We start from the raw sequence: 16,658 nt of genomic DNA, 5'->3' as shown, positions 1-16,658 counted from the left end.
CGGACCCCGGGGGGGGGTAGCCCCAGCACCCCCGTGTTGGCCCACCCCCCCGCCCGCACCGGTTGGGGAAGAGGTGGCCACGCCACCGGGGGCCCCCCCCCCCCCCCGGGCGGGGCGGGGTGTGGGGGGGCGGCCCCGCGCGGCGGACGGTCCCTGACCGTCCGGTCGGTCCGGCTCAGCTCTCCGATCCGCTGATGTTGACCATCCACGGGACGCCGAAGCGGTCCGTGCACATGCCGAACACGTCGCCCCACATCTGCGTCTCCAGCGGCACCGACACCGAGCCGCCCTCGGAGAGCTTCTCCCAGTAGCCGCGCAGCTCGGCGTCGTCGTCGCCGCTCAGGCTCACCGAGAAGGGCTGGCCCGGCGCGGACTCCATGCCCGGCGGGTTGTCGGCCCCCATCAGGGTGAAGCCGCCGGGGGTCTCCAGCATGCCGTGCATGATCTTGTCGGCGTTCGGGGCCTCCGCCTGGCCGAAGTCGCCGTAGGTGTTGAGGGACAGGGTGCCGCCGAAGACGTCCTTGTAGAACTCCAACGCCTGCCGGGCGTCGCCGTTGAAGGACAGGTACGGATTGAGGCGCGAGACCATGAGAACCTCCGTGACGGGGCCGTTGTCATGTGGACGGCGCTGAAGGCTCACCCTCGTCGGACGACCCGTTGTTCCAGTCGTACGGGCCGCCGCCGCGCCACTCGATCAGCTCGGTGTCGTCGACGGCCGTGTCCGTGGTGGGCAGGCCCTCGCGGTGCAGCAGGTCCAGCACGTCGAAGAGGCTGTAGGCGACGCCCATGCGCTCGCCGTGGATGGTCACCAGCCGTCCGCCGTCCGGCGCGGGCGGCTGCACGACCACAGGGGGTTGACCGTCCATAGCCCCACCATGCTCCCGAAACCGCCGGTTCGCAGCTCGACTGGCCCATAAGGGGTCCTGGTGCGGCGCCGGGTCCCTGTGCGCCGGTGACAAGGCACGATCCGGAAACTGAGTTCTCATCAGCACCCCCTGAGGGACCTCGCGCCGCGGCCCTAGCGTCCGTGGCATGGACATGAACCTTTCGAGAAGAGGGAAGTGGCGCGGCGCCGCACTGGCGGTGCTGCTCACCGCAGGGACGATCACGGCCGCCGCTCCGGGCGCCCGGGCCGACGGCGCGCGGACGGAGACGCCGGTCGCGTCGACGTCACCGGTGACCGGGGTGACGGAGTCGGTGGTGCGGGTGAAGGTGCCGCTGCCGGAGTCGGCGGGGCCGCGTCCGGCCGCCTGCGACTGGCTGTCGTACCTGCGCTACCGCTCCGCCGACGGTCCGGCCGCCTCGGCCGACGCGGACCGGATCCTCGTCGCCCAGCCCGGCATCCTGGAAGGAGCCGGGGCATTCGACAGCGTGGCCCGCAACACCGTGGCGCGAGCCGCCGAGCAGGGCCTGCGCATCGAGTTCTGGGCGCTGGACCGGCGCTCCAACTGTCTGGAGGACCGCACCGGCATCGCCTCCGGCGACCAGCACACCGCCGTCGACTACTACTACCGCGGCAAGCAGGTCGACGGCCGGACCTTCGGCGGCTGGGCCCGCAACGCGGAACTGGGATGGATGGCGAAGCTGGGGATCGAGCAGACCGTACGCGACCAGTACGACCTGCTCACCGCCGAGTTGCCCGACCCGGCGCAGCGCAAGCGCAAGGTGCTGTGCGGCGGGCACTCCCTGGGCGGCGTGATCACCGGGTACTTCGCCGCCGCCGACTTCGACGGCGACCGGGCCACCACGGCGGACGCCGGCCACAACCAGTGCGCCGGCTACTTCGCCCTCGACACGACCGTCTCCACCTCGCTCGCCGACCTCAGCGGCAGCCTGCCGGACGACACCAACCTGCCCGACATCGGCCTCGGTTACGGCGTGGTGCAGGCCGGGCTCGACACCGGGGTGCTGCCCCGCACCCTGTCCGCGCCGGTGCTGCTCAACCCCGAGACCATGACCCTGCTCGGTATCGCCGGGATGGGCGCCCTGAAGGACCCGGACGCCGAGGCCGACCTGCCCCGCTACCTGCCCTCCAACCTCAACATCGAGGCCACCCACCGCGTCCTGTTCTCCAAGGACACCGCGGCCTTCCTCACCGGCAGGCCCGCGGTGAAGGACTTCCGCCTCACCAACGGGGCGGTGCTCGGGGCGCTGCTGGACGACAACTCCGTACCGCTGGCGTTCCTCCAGACCAGCCTCGGGTTCTTCGACGGCGGGCCGATCGCCGACAAGAGCTTCCCCGTGGCCAACGGTGGTACACAGCAGCCCGGGCTGTACGGCACCGCGTACAAGGCCATCCCGGACCGGCCGCGGGGACCGCTCTACACGTGGCGCAACTACGACCGCGTCGGCGACCCCGACGACCCCGGCCACAAGTCGGCCGACGGCACCCCCTTCACCGGCCCCGGCGAGGAGGTCACCGACGTGCGGCAACTGGCCCGCAGCCTGGCCGAGCAGCCGCTGGACTTCACCGAGCAGTACTTTCCGACCAAGCTGGTCACCGATATCCAGATGGCCGGCTCGCCCCAGGTCAAGAAGCTCGTCGTCCACCCCGGCGGGCTCACCGCCAACCCGGTGCTCACCGTCCTCGCCGGTGAGGGACTCCTGGCCGGCCGGGCCCCGGCCGAGCTCCACCCCGTGATCGCCGACGGCTACCAGCACCTCGACGTCCTGACCGCCGCGCCCACCCAGAACAACGGCCGGCCCGAGATCGTCTCCACCAGTCTCGCCGGGTTCGCGCGGTCGCCGCGCTGACCCTGCGCGTACGCACACAAGGGGCCCGGGAGGAGATCCTCCCGGGCCCTTCACTGTGCTGCCGGGGTCAGAGCCTGCCCGCGGCGAACGTCGCCGCTTCGTCCGCGTTGTCGCGGTAGCTCAGGTGTGCCCCGGTGTTGCCGCCGCCGCTCTCGCAGACCGGGTCGCCCTTGGCGCAGATGTCCAGGGTGCGGCTCTGGTACGTGCCGGTGACGCTCTTGCCGATGGCGCGGATCGGGTTGCCGAACAGCAGCACCGCGGCGACCTTCGGTTCGACCGCGGCGGGCAGCGTGGCCACGATCGGGCTGCCGACCACCGCGCCCGCGCTGCTGATGCCGATCGAGTTGTCGACGACGTTCGCGCCCTGCGAATAGCCGACGAGAACGAACCGCTGATTCGGGCAGGCGGCGGCCTGGCTCTGCACGTGGTTCACCAGGTCCCTGTTGCCCTGCGCGGCAGACGTCAGGGAAAGGTTGGCGGGGTAGTCCACGGCGTAGCTGGAAAGGCTTTTGCCCGTCACCTTCTTCTTCAGTTCGGAAAACACCGGGTCGCCGACGATGAAGCCGAGCGTGCCCGGCTCGAAGGTGCCGCGCGCCGAGACGACCTCGACGTCCGAGCAGGCCGCGGCCGCTGCCGGGGCCGCGGTCGTGGCCGGGGGCGTGGCTGTGGCCGAGGGAGCCGAGAGGGTGGCCAGACCGGCCCCGCCGGCCAGCGAGAGCGCGGCGAGACACAAACGGATACGCATGGGGAATCCTCCGCGGGTGAGGCGCATAGAGCGCCTGCGAAAAAGGACGGCCCGAACGTATTCGCTGTGTCTCCCGGAGTGTTATGGACGGGATTATGGAATCGCCGCGGTTTTTTATCACCGATTGAGTACGTCGCCGATTGAGTACCGGAATTCAGTCCTGTGGTGTACGCAATGACTCCGCGCGCAACGCGAGAATCAGGTCGAGGCGGGTCTCCGGCTCGTGCAGGGCGTCGCCGAACAGCTTCTCCAGCTGGCGCAGGCGGTAGCGGACCGTCTGCGGATGGATGTGCAGCCGCGTGGCGACGTCCGGCACGTTGCTGCCGCTGAGCAGCCACGCCAGCAGCGTCTCGGCGAGCCGGTCGCGCTGCCCGGCCGAGACGGTGTCGAGCGGCGCGAGAACCCGCGCCCGGAGCCGATCCAGCAGCGGCTCGTCGCCGTACAGCAGCAGCGTCGACAGATGGTCGGCGCAGCGCACCACGCCCTGGCGGGGCAGGACCCCGCGTCCCATCAGCCCGAGCGCCCGGGTGGCGAGGTGCAGCGACTGCGCGGCCTCGGTGACCGCGACCGTCGGGCCGATCGCGGCGGGCCGGCCGCGCAGCGCGAGCGTGAACGCCCGGCCGAAGCGGCCGGAGCCGTCCGGGTCGGGCACCAGCATGCGCGGCGGCCGGGACTCCATGTCCACCAGCGCGCCCGCCGCGGCCAGCGGCCGGTCCTCCTCCCGCCGGTCCGGCGCCGCCGCGAGCGCCACGACCGCGACCGTCCGGGGCACCGGCCAGCGCGCGCCGTGCGCCAGGTCCTGCACGGCTTCCAGAGCCACCGGCCCGTCCTCCAGGAGCAGGTCGAGCAGCCGCCTGCGGCGCCGCTCCAGCTCGTCGGAGCTGCGCAGCTGCGCCTCCGCGTAACCGGCCGCTGCCGCCTGGGCGACCTCGTGGACGGTCCGGAACGCCAGCTCGCCGAGCGCCGCGACGACCGTGGAGTCCAGGCCGAGTTCCTCCGCCGTCCTGCCCATCAGCCGCCAGGCGTGCAGCCCCCCGACCCGCAGCGCGGACTGCAACGCGTCCAGGCTGCGGCCCTCCAGGGCCTCGCCGCGACCCAGTTCGTAGTACGTCGCCGCGATCGCGCCCCCGTCGTCGCGCGGGTCGGCGATGTGGTCGACGAACAGGGTCAGCGCCTGCACCACCCCGGCCCGCAGGTTCCTGCCGTACGCCCCGTCGGCGGGCCGCGCGTACTCGGGAACCTGACGGCGGACCTCGTCCTCCACCTGGTCGGCGACGGCCGCCAGCTGGGCGCGCAGCAGCTCCGCCAGCTCGGGCGGCATCGGGGGCATACCGGGGCGGTCCGGCACGCCGTGCTGGGCAGGCACAGCCATCACGGACACTCCTTTCGACCGGAAGCGGCTCGCCCGCGGACTGTAACCGCTGGGACGAGAGGGAAGTCCTGTGTTGGACGGACGACCCCTGCGCTCCGTTCCGTGCCCCGACGGCACCCCCGTCACTCCGGCACGCCCAGCGCCTGGGCGAGCATCGGCCACGAGGCGGTGAACTCCCGTTTCCAGTAGGGCCAGTCGTGTCCTCCTCCCGAGTACAGGTGCGTGGTGGCCCGGATGCCGAGGCGGGCGAGCGTGCCGGCGAAGCCTTGCGCGGAGGGCCACAGGGCGCTCTCCAGCAGCCCGGGTAGCGGATCGCCGCCGCTGCCGCCGCCCACTCCGCTGCCCTGCGAGAGGTACAGGGCGGTGCCGCGCAGCCCTGTGGCGCGGGCCCGTGGGTTGAAGTCCCGCCAGGTCAGCAGGTTCAGCAGCGGATGGCCCCACAGGGACGCGGCCGGCAGGTTCTCGCGGGCCACGATGGCGTCCACGATGGGGGGCACGCCGGGCGCGGTGGTGTCGAGGATGCCGCTGAACGAGGCCGCGGCCTTGAACGCCCCGGGGTGGCGGGCCGCGTGCGCCATCGCGCCGTAGCCACCCGTGGAGACCCCGGCGACCGCCCGTACGCCGGAGGCCCGGTAGTCCCGGGCGAGCAGCGCCGGCACCTCCTTCACCTGGAACGTCTCGTAGTCGGGGCCGCCGCGCCAGACGCTGGGGATGCCGGTGGGGCCCGCGTCCGGCATCGCCACGATCAGGTCGCGGCCCTCGGTGAAGGCCTCGATGTCGGTCTCCCGGGTCCAGGACGTGTAGTCGTCATGGGCGCCGTGGAGCAGGTAGAGCACGGGATACGTCCGCTCCGGCCGCGCACCGAAGTCCGACGGCAGGATCAGCCGGACCGGCGCGCTGCGGCCGAGCGCGGCGGAGGGCACAGACACGTCCAGCGTGCGCGGCCCGAGCCGGGTGGCGGCCGCGGCACGGGCCGTGCCACCCGCGGCCCCGAACAAGGCGGCGAGGCTGGCGGCGGCCGTCGCTCTGGCGACAGTGCGCCGGGACACTCCGGCAGCGGGCTTCGGTGGCAGATCGGGCATGGCGGCTCCTCGGTCGGCGGTTCAGGGGGCCCGTTCGGCGAGCACCCGGCTCAGGTGGGCGGCGATCTCGTCGACGTGCGGCGGATCGAGCAGCGACAGATGGTGACCGGGCACCGGCACGACCTCCAGGCGCGGGCACACCTCGTCCCAGCCCAGCGCCTCGTCGTCCCGCTCGTACGCCGGGTCGCGCACGGTGTGGGGCGCGGGCTCGGTGGCGCGGTAGAGCACGACCGGCCCGTCGTACCCGCCGGGCCGGTGCGACTCCCCGATGCCCATGTCCAGGTAGGAGGCGCGCTGGTGCTCCAGCGCCGCGGGCGGCACGTCGGCGGCCTCGCGCAGCGCCCGCAGCACGGTGTCGATGCGCTCCCGGTCGTCGTCCATGGCCACGAGCTCGTCGTACGGCAGTTCCAGGCGCACCCCGTAGGCGTCGGCGACGTGGCCGGCGAAGCCCTCGAAATGCGCCCGGATCCGGTCGGTGCGCGTCAGACCGGGCCGGGGGAGGGGGCGTACGGAATCGAGGAGCACGACCAGCGGCACGTCCCGCCCGGCGGCGGTCAGCTGCCGCGCGGTCTCCTGGGCGACGAAACCGCCGAAGGACCAACCGCCCAGCAGGCAGGGCCCGTCGGGGTGGGCGGCGGCGATCGCCTCGGCGTAGCGCCGCGCCTTCTCCGGCACGGTCCGGGCCTCCTCGATCCGCTCCAGCCCGTACACCGGCCGGTCCTGGCCGAGCCGTTCGGCGAGCGTCCGGTAGACGGTGACCGGGCCGCCGGCCGCGTGGACGAGGAACAGCGGGGGCCGGGAACCCGTGGCGCTCAGCGGGCGCAGCGGGGTGTCCTCGCGGGGGAGGGACTGCCGGATCCGGGCGGCCGCGTCCTCGACCGTGGCGGCGGAGAACAGGTCGCGCAGGGGCAGTTCGACGCCGAACTCGCGCTCCACGGCCGTGCGGACCCGGACGGCCATCAGCGAGTCCAGGCCCAGATCGGCCAGGGCGGTGCCCGGAGTGACACGGGTGGGCGGGTGGCCGGTGACGGCGGCGATGTGGTGGGTCAGCCGGGCCAGGACCGACGAGGGCTCCGCCCCCTCGGCGTCAGGCTCCGCCGGCTCCGGTGAAACCGGCTCGGTGCGGGCCCGGCCGTCCGTCCACCAGTGCCGTACGTGCCGCCACCGGGGCACCGGCAGGTCGACGACCCGGCCCGGCGGCACAGCCAGCCGCTGGCCCCCCACGTACAGGGCGCCCATCTGCCCGGCGAACGCCTCCGCCCCGTCGGCGTCCCGGCGCAGGGTGGCCAGGGCGAGGGCATCGGGCACGGTGTCGGCGACGGCCCCGGTCAGCACCGGGTGGGGCGAGACCTCGACGAACGCCGTGTGGCCGTCGGCCGCGGCCGCTGCGAGCGCCCGGTCCAGGCGGACGGGCCGTCTGAGGTTCGCCACCCAGTGAGCTGAGTCGAACACGCAGTCGCCGCGCGGATCGTCGAGGACGGTGGAGTACACCGGGACACGCGGCCGCCGGCCCCGGATGCCGGACAGCGCCTCGGCGAGTTCCGGCAGCAGCGGGTCCACCTGGGGCGAGTGCCCGGCGCCCACGACCCGCATGGCGCGGGCCGCCCGCCCCTGCCCCTCCAGCCGGCGCACGAGCCCTGCCACCGCGGCCTCCTCACCCGTGACGACCTTCTGCCGGGGAGAGGAGTGCACGGCGACGTGCACACCCGGGAAGTCCCGCTCCAGGGACTCCAGTTCGGTGTCGTCCAGGTCCACCACGGCCATCGCGCCGCCGCTCAGCCCGCTCAGCAGCCGGGCCCGTACGGCGATGACACGCGCGCCGTCCGCCACGTCCAGCGCGCCGGCGCACACCGCCGCCGCGACCTCGCCCATGGAATGGCCGATCACGGCGGTGGGCTCGACCCCGTACGCACGCCACAGCTCGGCCAGGGCCAGCTGAAGGCCGAACAGCACGGGCTGGGCGACGTCCAGGCGGTCGAGACCGTCCCCGGAGGACAGGTGGTCGTACAGGGACAGGCCGCACTCCGGGGCGAGTTGCGGGTCGAGTTTCTCCACGGCGGCGGCGAAGGCGGGTTCCTCGGCCAGCAGCCTGCGACCCATGCCCGGCCACTGGCTGCCGTAGCCGGAGAAGACCCACACCGGGCCGCGCCCCACCCGGTCGCGCTCCCCGGTCACCACCCGTGCGTCCGGACGCTCCGCCGCCAACGCGCCCAGCGCATCGGCGAGTTCGGCGCGATCCCGGGCGACCACGGCGGCACGTACGGGGCCGCGGCCGGTGCGCCCGGCCAGGGTCCGGGCCACGTCCGCGGGGTGCGCGGTGCTCTCGCGCAGCCAGCCGGCGAGCCTGCCCGCCGTGTCGCGGACGCGCCCGGCGTCGAGGTCGGACAGCACATGCAGGCGGGCGGCGGGCTCCTCGGCCGGCCGTACGGGGACCAGGCCGGGAGGTCCCTCCTCCAGCACCACGTGCGCGTTGGTGCCGCCGAACCCGAACCCGGAGACGCCCGCGAGGGCGGTGCCGCCGTAGCGGGGCCAGGGCTCCGGCTCGGTCACCACCCTCAGCCGCTCGTCGGCGAGGGACGTGCCCTGCGCGCAGTGCAGGGACGGCGGGATGCTGTCGTGGTGCAGGGCCAGGACGGTCTTCACCAGGCCCGCGACGCCCGCGGCGGACTCCAGATGCCCCAGGTTGCCCTTGACGGAACCCACCAGCAGCGGCTGGTCCGGGTCGCGGCCCGCGCCGAGCACCGTGCCCAGCGCGCCCGCCTCGATCGGGTCGCCCAGCGGGGTGCCGGTGCCGTGCGCCTCCACGTAGTCGACCTGCGCCGCGGCGAGCCCCGCCCGCGCGTACGCGCTCTCCAGCAGCGCCTGCTGGGCGGCCGGGTTGGGCGCCATCAGGCCGTTCGAGCGGCCGTCGGAGTTGACGGCGGTGGCCCGGACGACGGCCAGCACGCGGTCGCCGTCCCGCTCGGCGTCGGAGAGCCGCTTCAGGATCACGGCCGCGCACCCCTCGCCGCGCCCGATGCCGTCGGCCGCCGCCGAGAAGGGTTTGCACCGCCCGTCCGGTGCGAGCGCGCCCGCTCTGCGGAAGGCGACGGTGACGGCAGGCGACAGCAGCACGTTGACCCCGGCGGCGATCGCGAGGTCACTCTCGCCCGTGCGCAGGCTGACGCAGGCGTGGTGCACGGCGACCAGCGAGGACGAGCAGGCCGTGTCGACGGCCAGGCTCGGCCCCCGCGTGTCCAGGACGTAGGCGAGCCGCCCGGCGGTGACGCTCAGGGCGCCCCCGGCCGGCGCCCAGGGATCGACGGCGTCCGGGTCAGCCCCCGTGAGCTGCCCGTACTCGGGGGCCGACACCCCGACGAACACCCCGGTGGCGGTGCCCGCCAGGGACCCGGCCGGCACGGCGGCGTGGTCGAGCGCCTCGTGGACGACCTCCAGCAGGATCCGCTGCTGAGGGTCCATCACCGCCGCCTCGCGCGGCGTGATGCGGAAGAAGTCCGCGTCGAACCCGGCGATGTCGTCGAGATAGCCGCCGTACGGATGCGCGTCGGCGGGCGGGAAGGCGGTGAAGTCGCGCCAGCGGTCCTCCGGGACGCGCCGGATCGCGTCGACGCCCTCGCTCAGCAGCCGCCAGTAGCCGTCCGGGCCGTGCACCCCGCCCGGCAGCCGGCAGCCGACCCCGACGACGGCGACCGGCTCGGCCGTCACACCCGGCAGTCCGGTGCGCGGGGCCGGTACCGCCTCGAGCGCCCCCGGGCTTCCCGAGGCCTCCGTGCCGCACAACCGCGCCACCAGCGCCTGACCGGTGGGCGTCTCCCACAGCAGCGTCGTCGGCAGCTCCCGGCCCGTCGCCCGGGACAGTTCGCCGGCCAGGGCGACGGCGTCCCGCGAGGACATGCCGAGGTCGGCGAGCGGCCGGTCCATCGGAACGTTCTCGGGTGAAGCGCCGTACCAGACGGCAACGCGTTCGGCGATCAACCGGCGCAGCGCGCCCTCGTCGACAGGGCTCATCCCGCGGCACCCGCCGTCGTCACACCGGCCTGCCCGCCGTACGCGCCCTCCAGGTACCGGGCCCGGGTCAGGGCCCGAGACACCTTCCCGCTGGAGGTACGCGGCACCGTGCCCGGCGGCACCAGGACAACGTCGGCGAGCCGCAGCCCGTGCCGGGCGGAGACGGCACCCCGCACGGCCCGCGCCACGGCCGGCACGTCGAGCTCGGCGAGCCGCACGGTCCGCGCGTGCTCCGCCACGATCACCACCCGCTCACCGGCGCCGCCCGGCACGGCGAACGCCGCGAGCCGGTCCCGGCGCACCGCCGGATCCGCGTCCTGGGCCGTCGCCTCGACGTCCTGCGGATAGTGGTTGCGGCCGTCGACGATGATCAGGTCCTTCAACCGCCCCGTGACGACCAGCTGTCCCTCCAGCACCGTCCCCAGATCGCCCGTCCGCAGCCAGCCGCCCGGAGCGGCTTCGGCGTCCGCGAACTCGGCGCCGAAGACGTCCGCCGCACCCCGGTTCCAGTAGCCCCGGCCGACGTTCGGCCCCTGCACCCAGATCTCGCCGACCTCGCCCTCCGACAGCAGGGCCCGCGTCACCGGGTCGGCGATACGGACCCGCTGGCCCGCCGGGGTGCCACACCCCGCCAGCAGCACCGCCCGGGGATCGTCCGCCCGGGCCGGCAGGGCCTTCCCGGCGGCCAGGGCGTCACGGTCGAGCGCGAACCGGCCGATCGGCTCACCCGGCCGGGCCGCGCAGACGAACACGGTGGCCTCGGCCAGGCCGTACGACGGGCAGTGGGTCTCCGGTGCCAGGCCCTGACCGGCGAACGCCGCGTGGAAACGGTCGGCCGTGCCCGGGCGGACCGGCTCGCTGCCGTTGATCAGCGCCGTCACCCGGTCCAGCCGCAGCCCCTCCTTCTGGTCGTCGGAGACGCTCGCGGCGCAGTAGTCGTAGGCGAAGTTGGGCGCGGCGCTCACCGCGTCCGGGTGCGCGGTGAGCAGCCGCAGCCAGCGCACCGGCTCGTGCAGGAAGGCGGCCGGGTCCATCAGCACCGACAGCGCCCCTCGTGCCACCGGGGCCGCGACGCTGAGCACCAGCCCCATGTCGTGGTAGAGCGGCAGCCAGCCCACGCACGTCACCGGGCGGGTGTCGGCACCGTAGGCGGCGAGTGCCTGGCGGGCGTTGGCGACGACGTTGCCGTGGCTGATCTCCACACCGGCCGGGGCCCGGGTCGAACCGGAGGTGTACTGGAGGTAGGCGATCGCCCCGGCGTCCGGCGGGACGGGCCGCCAGTCCCCGGCGGCGTCGTCGGACACCTGGTCCGCCACCACGATCCGCGGACCGTCGGGGCCGAGGAAGTCACGCACCTCGTCCCGGTGGGGGCTCGTGGTCACGACGACCGAGGGAAGCGCGTCGGCCAGGACACCCGCGAGCCGGTCCGCGTGCCCGGGCAGACCCGGCGGATACAGCGGCACGGCGACCAGTCCGGCGGCCAGGGCCGCGAGGAAGGCGGTCACGTACTCCGTGCCCTGCGGGCACAGCAGCGCGACCCGGTCTCCCGGACCGGCCTGGCCGGCGAGCCGCGCGGCCAGCGCCCGCACCCGTACGTCCAGACGGCGCCAGGTCAGGGTGCGGTGGACGCCGCGCGAGTGCGGTGCCGGGTGCTCGACGAAGGTGAACGCCCTGCGGTCCGGGGTGTCTTCGGCCCAGTGCCGGACGTACTCCGGCAGCGTCGGGCACACGGGCGCGAGCGGGGGGCGGCGGCTGTCCATCAGGCGGGGCTCCTCACGGCGCGGATCGGCCTAGGGGTCGCAAAGGGAGAGAGGGGGCGGCTAGAGGGGGAGAGGGAAGCGGCTAGAGGGGGATGTTGCCGTGCCGGCGTTCCGGCATCGGCGCGCGTTTGCCGCGCAGGGCGCGCAGCGCGCGGCAGACCTGCTCCCGGGTCTCGCGCGGCGCGATGACGGCGTCGACATAGCCGCGCTCGGCGGCGAGGTAGGGCGTGCCGTGGGTGCGCTCGTACGCGGTGAGCAGGCGGGCGCGCAGCGCCTCGGGGTCGTCGGCCGCGGCGAGCTCCCGCCGGTGCAGGACGCCCACGGCCCCCTCGGCGCCCATGACGGCGATGCGGGCGGTGGGCCAGGCGAGGTTCACGTCGGCGCCCAGGTGCTTGGAGCCCATCACCGCGTATCCGCCGCCGTACGCCTTGCGCACGACGACCGTGACCTTGGGGACGGTGGCCTCGGCATAGGCGTACAGCAGTTTCGCTCCGCGCCGGATGATGCCGGCCTGCTCCTGCCGTACCCCGGACAGATACCCGGGCACGTCGGCGAAGGTCAGCAGCGGGATGCCGAACGCGTCGCAGAACCGCACGAACCGCGCCGCCTTCTCCGAGGCGTCGATGTCCAGCACCCCGGCGGCGTGCAGCGGCTGGTTGGCGACGACGCCCACCGAGCGGCCCTCGATCCGGGCCAGGGCGCAGATGATGTTCGGCGCGAACAGCTCCTGCACCTGGAGGAGTTCGCCGTCGTCGACGACCGCGTGCAGGATCGCCCGCATGTCGTACGCCTCGCCCAGCCGGTCCGGGACGACCTCGTCGAGGCCGGCGCCGGGCGGCGCATGCCCGGGGGCGTACTCCGGGGGCCGTTCCAGATTGTTGGCCGGGAGGTACGACAGCAGGTCGCGCACGGTGTCGAGGGCGTCCTCCTCGTCGGCGGCCAGGAAGTGGGCGTTGCCGTTGACGGTGTTGCTGGTGCGGGCGCCGCCCAGTTCCTCGGCCGTGGTGCGCTCGCCGGTGACCGTCTCGATGACGTCCGGGCCGGTGACGAACATGTGCGAGGCGCCGTCCACCATCACCGTGAAGTCGGTGATCGCCGGCGAGTAGGCGGCGCCTCCCGCGCACGGCCCCAGGACGACCGAGATCTGCGGGATCACCCCCGACGCCTTGACGTTGCGGCGCACCAGCTCGGCGTAGAGGGCGAGCGAGGCGACGCCCTCCTGGATACGGGCCCCGCCGGAGTCGTTGAGCCCGATCACCGGGCAGCCGGTCTTCAGGGCCAGCTCCATCAGCGCGACGGTCTTCTCGCCGAAGGCCTCGCCCATGCTGCCGCCGAACACCGTGGAGTCCTGGGCGAACACACACACCGGGCGGCCGTCGACCGTGCCGTACCCGGTGACCACCCCGTCGCCGTAGGGACGGCGGCCGCCGCCCTCCGCTGCGGGCCGGGCCCGGACGAATAGGCCGGTCTCCGTGAAGGAGTCCTTGTCCACGAGCCGATCGATGCGCTCCCGGGCCGAGAACTCCCCGCGTCTGCGCGGTCCGCCCGGGGCCACCGCCTGCTCCCGGCGGCGTTCCAGGCCTGCGACGCGCTCCGCGGTGCTCCCGGGCACGTGCGCCGCCGTTTCCCCCGGACCGGATGCTGTCACCTCTGTGCTCACAACCACCTCCGAAGCGGTTCTCGAATATGGCAGCGGGACGGGGGAGTGCCGGGCCGATCGCCGGTCTGTGTGGGGGAATTGAGTCCTCCGGTGCGGGCTTTCATCCCCGCGTGACAAGGGACCGCCGGCCCGGCCGCCGAGGGGCGGGCGCGATTCAGCTGCCCGAGTGCTGAATGCGTTCTCCTTCTTCTATTGGACCTTCGGGGCGTTCGGTGTCCAGGCTGGAGTGCACCATCGCCAGACAGCCTCAGCGACAGCCGGAAGAGGTCACGAGCACATGCACACCCGCCGCATCGGTGATGTCGACGTCAGCGCGATCGGCCTGGGCGCGATGCCCATGTCCATCGAGGGACGACCCGACGAGGAACGCTCCCTCGCCACCATCCACGCCGCGCTCGACGCCGGCGTGACCCTGATCGACACCGCGGACGCCTACCACCGGGACGCCGACGAGGTCGGTCACAACGAGACCCTGATAGCCAAGGCCCTCGCCTCCCACGACCGCGGCGGCGACGTCCTGGTCGCCACCAAGGGCGGCCATCTGCGCCCCGGCGACGGCAACTGGACGCTGGACGGCAGCCCCCGCCACCTCAAGGAGGCCTGCGAGGCGTCCCTGCGCCGGCTCGGCGTCGAGGCCATCGGGCTCTACCAGTTCCACCGCCCCGACCCGCGCGTCCCCTACGCCGAGTCCGTCGGCGCGATCCGGGACCTGCTGGACGAGGGCAAGATCCGCATGGCCGGCATCTCCAACGCGAACCCCGAGCAGATCCGGCAGGCCAATGACATCCTCGGCGGCCGTCTGGTCTCCGTGCAGAACCAGTTCTCCCCGGCCTTCCGCTCCAGCGAGCCGGAACTGGACCTGTGCGACGAACTCGGCATCGCGTTCCTGCCGTGGAGCCCCCTCGGCGGGATCTCCCGGGCCGGCGGACTCGGCTCGGGTCACGCGGCGTTCGCCTGTGTCGCCGAGACCCACGGGGTGAGCCCGCAGCGGGTGTGCCTGGCATGGATGCTCGCCAAGTCGCCCGTGGTGGTCCCCATCCCGGGGGCCAGCCGCCCCGAGACCATCCGCGACTCGCTCGCCGCGGCCGACCTCTCCCTGACGCCGGAGGAACGGGCGGAGCTGGACGCGGCCTGAGCGGACCCCGACCCGAGATCAGAGACGATCAGTTTTTCGTCACATCCGCCCCTGGTGAGAAAAACGTGTGAATGTTTCCGCGTGGTTCGGGCATACGCAGCGAAAACAGAGAGAGGGGCGCTACGTGCTCGTACCGGACCGGAAGGTCGTCAGGGAGTTGCTGACGCGGTACGCGTCGCTGAGGATCGCTCAGGCGGAGAGGCACGTGCCGACGGCGGCACGCGAGCTTGAGGACGTCAGCTACACGCTGTGCGTGATGATGGGAACGTCCGACATCACGGACGCCATCGCCAAGGCCGACGCCCTGCTGCTCACCAAGGAGCGGTCCGAGGAAGCGGACGCGGACGGGGAGAACGGGCTGACGCTGGTCGGCTGACATCTCGTAGGGCCCGGTCATGAACCGGGCAGCGCCCCGGCGGCCTGGGAACGGGCCGCCGGGGCGTTCGGCTTCCCGTTCGCCGTCCCGTTCGTCTTCCCGTGGAACGCCGTGCGATACGCGTACGGTGTCGTGCCCACCACCTTGCGGAACCGCTCCCGGAACGCCGTCGGCGAGCCGAACCCCGCCTGCCGCGCGATCCGTTCCACGGAGTGGTCGGTGTTCTCCAGCAGGTACTGGGCGCGCCGCACCCGCGCCCGCAGCAGCCACTGCAACGGCGTGGTCCCGGTCTGCTCGCGGAAGCGGCGGCTGAACGTCCGCTCGCTCATCCCGGCACGCTCCGCCAGCGCGCTCAGCGTCACCTCGTGCGCGAGGTTGTCCTCGATCCACTCCAGCAGCGGCTCCAGCGCCGACCCCCGGGGTACCGGCGGGTGCTCGTGCACGATGAACTGGGCCTGCCCGCCCTCCCGTTCCAGCGGCATGACCGACATCCGGGCGATGTTCGCCGCGACGGCCGACCCCAGATCCCGCCGGATCATGTGCAGACACAGATCCAGCGCGGCGGCCGCACCGGCCGAGGTGAGGATCTGCCCGTTGTCGACGTACAGCACGTCCGGTTCCACCTCGACCCGGGGGAAACGGCGGGCCAGTTCGCCCGCGGCCACCCAGTGCGTCGTGGCGCGCAGCCCGTCCAGCAGCCCGGCCTCCGCCAGCACGAAGGCGCCCACGCACACGGACGCGATCCGGGTACCGGCCTCGGCGGCCTGCCGCAGAGCCGCCAGGACCTGGGCGGACGGTGGCGGGGCCTCGGGGGAGCAGCCCGGCACGATGATCGTGTCGGCCTCCGCCAGCGCCTCAAGACCCCTGTCGATGCGCAGGGTGAAACCGCCGTCCGCACGCACCTCAGACGTCTCGGCGCACAACCGGACCCGGTAGGCCGGCCGCCCGTCCGGCATGTGGGTCCAGGCGAACGTCTGCTGGGGCGCCGCCATGTCGAACGGCACCACTCGGTCGAGAACCAGGATCGCCACGGAGTGCATGACCGCCACCCTAGGCGCATTCCCGCCAGGCGCACGAACCGCTCGAGCGCCGGACCACGGCGCAAGAGAGCAGGTCACACGAGTTGGCGGGAATCCGTTGGAAGCTGTCGTTCCAGCCCATGGGAGATCATCTCCGGGCTCCTTAACGTGGGCTCACCACCGTCGATCGCACCACGGAAAGAGCCCCGGTGACCAAGATCCTGCTGTCCCTGCACGTACTGGCCGCCATCGTCGCCATCGGTCCCGTGACCGTTGCGGCCAGCATGTTCCCGCCCGCGGCGCGCCGCGCCGTCCCCGCGGGCGGTCACGCGCCCGACCCGTCGGCGGTGAGCGCGGTCGCGCTGCTGCACCGTATCTGCCGCGTCTACGCCGGTATCGGACTGACCGTCCCGCTCCTCGGGTTCGCCACCGGTGCCGCGATGGGTGTCCTGGGCAGCGGATGGCTTGTGACGTCCATCGCGCTGACCGCCGCCGCGGCGGGCATCCTGGTCGCCTTCGTCCTGCCCCGCCAGGAGGAACTCCTCGGTCAACTGAACGGCGAACAGACCGTCGAGCACCGAAGCACCGTTCAACTGGCCATGTTCACCGGCATCTTCAACCTTCTGTGGGCGACGGTCACCGTCCTGATGATCGTCCGGCCGGGCTCCACGACGGGAGCCTGAGCCCCGTCCGGGCACATGTCACGGATGTCCGGTCTGCGTCAAGTCCACCCGGGTAATTCACACT

13 protein-coding genes are annotated in these 16,658 nt (G+C 73.5%); 4 read left to right on the top strand and 9 right to left on the bottom strand.

Annotated elements, in window-relative coordinates; translation table 11 throughout:
• Positions 1-175 precede the first annotated feature (175 nt).
• Positions 176-589 (bottom strand): VOC family protein, encoded by a 414-nt coding sequence (locus tag ACZ3I3_RS22475; protein ID WP_397621714.1) that lies wholly within the window; start codon positions 587-589, stop codon positions 176-178.
• A 25-nt stretch (positions 590-614) separates the two neighbouring features.
• Positions 615-866: a hypothetical protein gene (locus tag ACZ3I3_RS22470; RefSeq protein ID WP_467367663.1), complete on the bottom strand. Its 252-nt coding sequence runs from the start codon at positions 864-866 to the stop codon at positions 615-617.
• Between the two features lie 172 nt (positions 867-1,038).
• Here ACZ3I3_RS22470 and ACZ3I3_RS22465 point away from each other — a divergent pair, with 172 nt between their 5' ends.
• Positions 1,039-2,754 (top strand): hypothetical protein, encoded by a 1,716-nt coding sequence (locus ACZ3I3_RS22465; protein ID WP_467367675.1) that lies wholly within the window; start codon positions 1,039-1,041, stop codon positions 2,752-2,754.
• A gap of 67 nt (positions 2,755-2,821) precedes the next feature.
• Here the strand turns inward: ACZ3I3_RS22465 and ACZ3I3_RS22460 are convergent, their stop codons facing one another.
• The 6 genes from ACZ3I3_RS22460 to ACZ3I3_RS22435 all read right to left on the bottom strand — a co-directional run bounded on the left by ACZ3I3_RS22460 (position 2,822) and on the right by ACZ3I3_RS22435 (position 13,333).
• Positions 2,822-3,499, bottom strand: coding sequence for a cutinase family protein (locus ACZ3I3_RS22460; RefSeq protein ID WP_467367661.1), 678 nt, complete (start codon positions 3,497-3,499; stop codon positions 2,822-2,824).
• A gap of 154 nt (positions 3,500-3,653) precedes the next feature.
• Positions 3,654-4,871: a PucR family transcriptional regulator gene (locus tag ACZ3I3_RS22455; RefSeq protein WP_467367659.1), complete on the bottom strand. Its 1,218-nt coding sequence runs from the start codon at positions 4,869-4,871 to the stop codon at positions 3,654-3,656.
• 122 nt (positions 4,872-4,993) lie between these two features.
• Positions 4,994-5,953 carry an alpha/beta hydrolase gene (locus tag ACZ3I3_RS22450; RefSeq protein WP_467367657.1) on the bottom strand — a complete coding sequence of 320 codons (960 nt, stop codon included), beginning with the start codon at positions 5,951-5,953 and terminating at the stop codon, positions 4,994-4,996.
• Positions 5,954-5,974: 21 nt separating this feature from the next.
• Positions 5,975-9,961: an acyltransferase domain-containing protein gene (locus tag ACZ3I3_RS22445; RefSeq protein WP_467367655.1), complete on the bottom strand. Its 3,987-nt coding sequence runs from the start codon at positions 9,959-9,961 to the stop codon at positions 5,975-5,977.
• Positions 9,958-11,721, bottom strand: coding sequence for a fatty acyl-AMP ligase (locus tag ACZ3I3_RS22440; RefSeq protein WP_467367653.1), 1,764 nt, complete (start codon positions 11,719-11,721; stop codon positions 9,958-9,960). The genes ACZ3I3_RS22445 and ACZ3I3_RS22440 overlap by 4 nt, the downstream gene beginning before the upstream one ends.
• Before the next feature lie 82 nt (positions 11,722-11,803).
• Positions 11,804-13,333, bottom strand: coding sequence for an acyl-CoA carboxylase subunit beta (locus ACZ3I3_RS22435; protein ID WP_467367651.1), 1,530 nt, complete (start codon positions 13,331-13,333; stop codon positions 11,804-11,806).
• Between the two features lie 325 nt (positions 13,334-13,658).
• On the opposite strand from ACZ3I3_RS22435, the gene ACZ3I3_RS22430 reads away from it, so the two are divergent.
• Positions 13,659-14,516, top strand: a complete 858-nt coding sequence (locus ACZ3I3_RS22430) for an aldo/keto reductase (RefSeq protein ID WP_467367648.1) — start codon at positions 13,659-13,661, stop codon at positions 14,514-14,516.
• Between the two features lie 124 nt (positions 14,517-14,640).
• Positions 14,641-14,892 carry a DUF5133 domain-containing protein gene (locus ACZ3I3_RS22425; RefSeq protein ID WP_356924921.1) on the top strand — a complete coding sequence of 84 codons (252 nt, stop codon included), beginning with the start codon at positions 14,641-14,643 and terminating at the stop codon, positions 14,890-14,892.
• A gap of 17 nt (positions 14,893-14,909) precedes the next feature.
• Here ACZ3I3_RS22425 and ACZ3I3_RS22420 read toward each other — a convergent pair whose 3' ends face one another.
• On the bottom strand, positions 14,910-15,932 hold the full coding sequence (locus tag ACZ3I3_RS22420) for a GlxA family transcriptional regulator (protein WP_467367646.1): 1,023 nt from the start codon (positions 15,930-15,932) through the stop codon (positions 14,910-14,912).
• Between the two features lie 188 nt (positions 15,933-16,120).
• Here ACZ3I3_RS22420 and ACZ3I3_RS22415 point away from each other — a divergent pair, with 188 nt between their 5' ends.
• Positions 16,121-16,594 (top strand): hypothetical protein, encoded by a 474-nt coding sequence (locus tag ACZ3I3_RS22415; protein ID WP_467367644.1) that lies wholly within the window; start codon positions 16,121-16,123, stop codon positions 16,592-16,594.
• Positions 16,595-16,658: the final 64 nt, after the last annotated feature.

The sequence above is a fragment of the Streptomyces sp. NPDC016851 genome (assembly GCF_055562795.1).
This window is presented reverse-complemented; position numbering and strand designations above follow the sequence as displayed.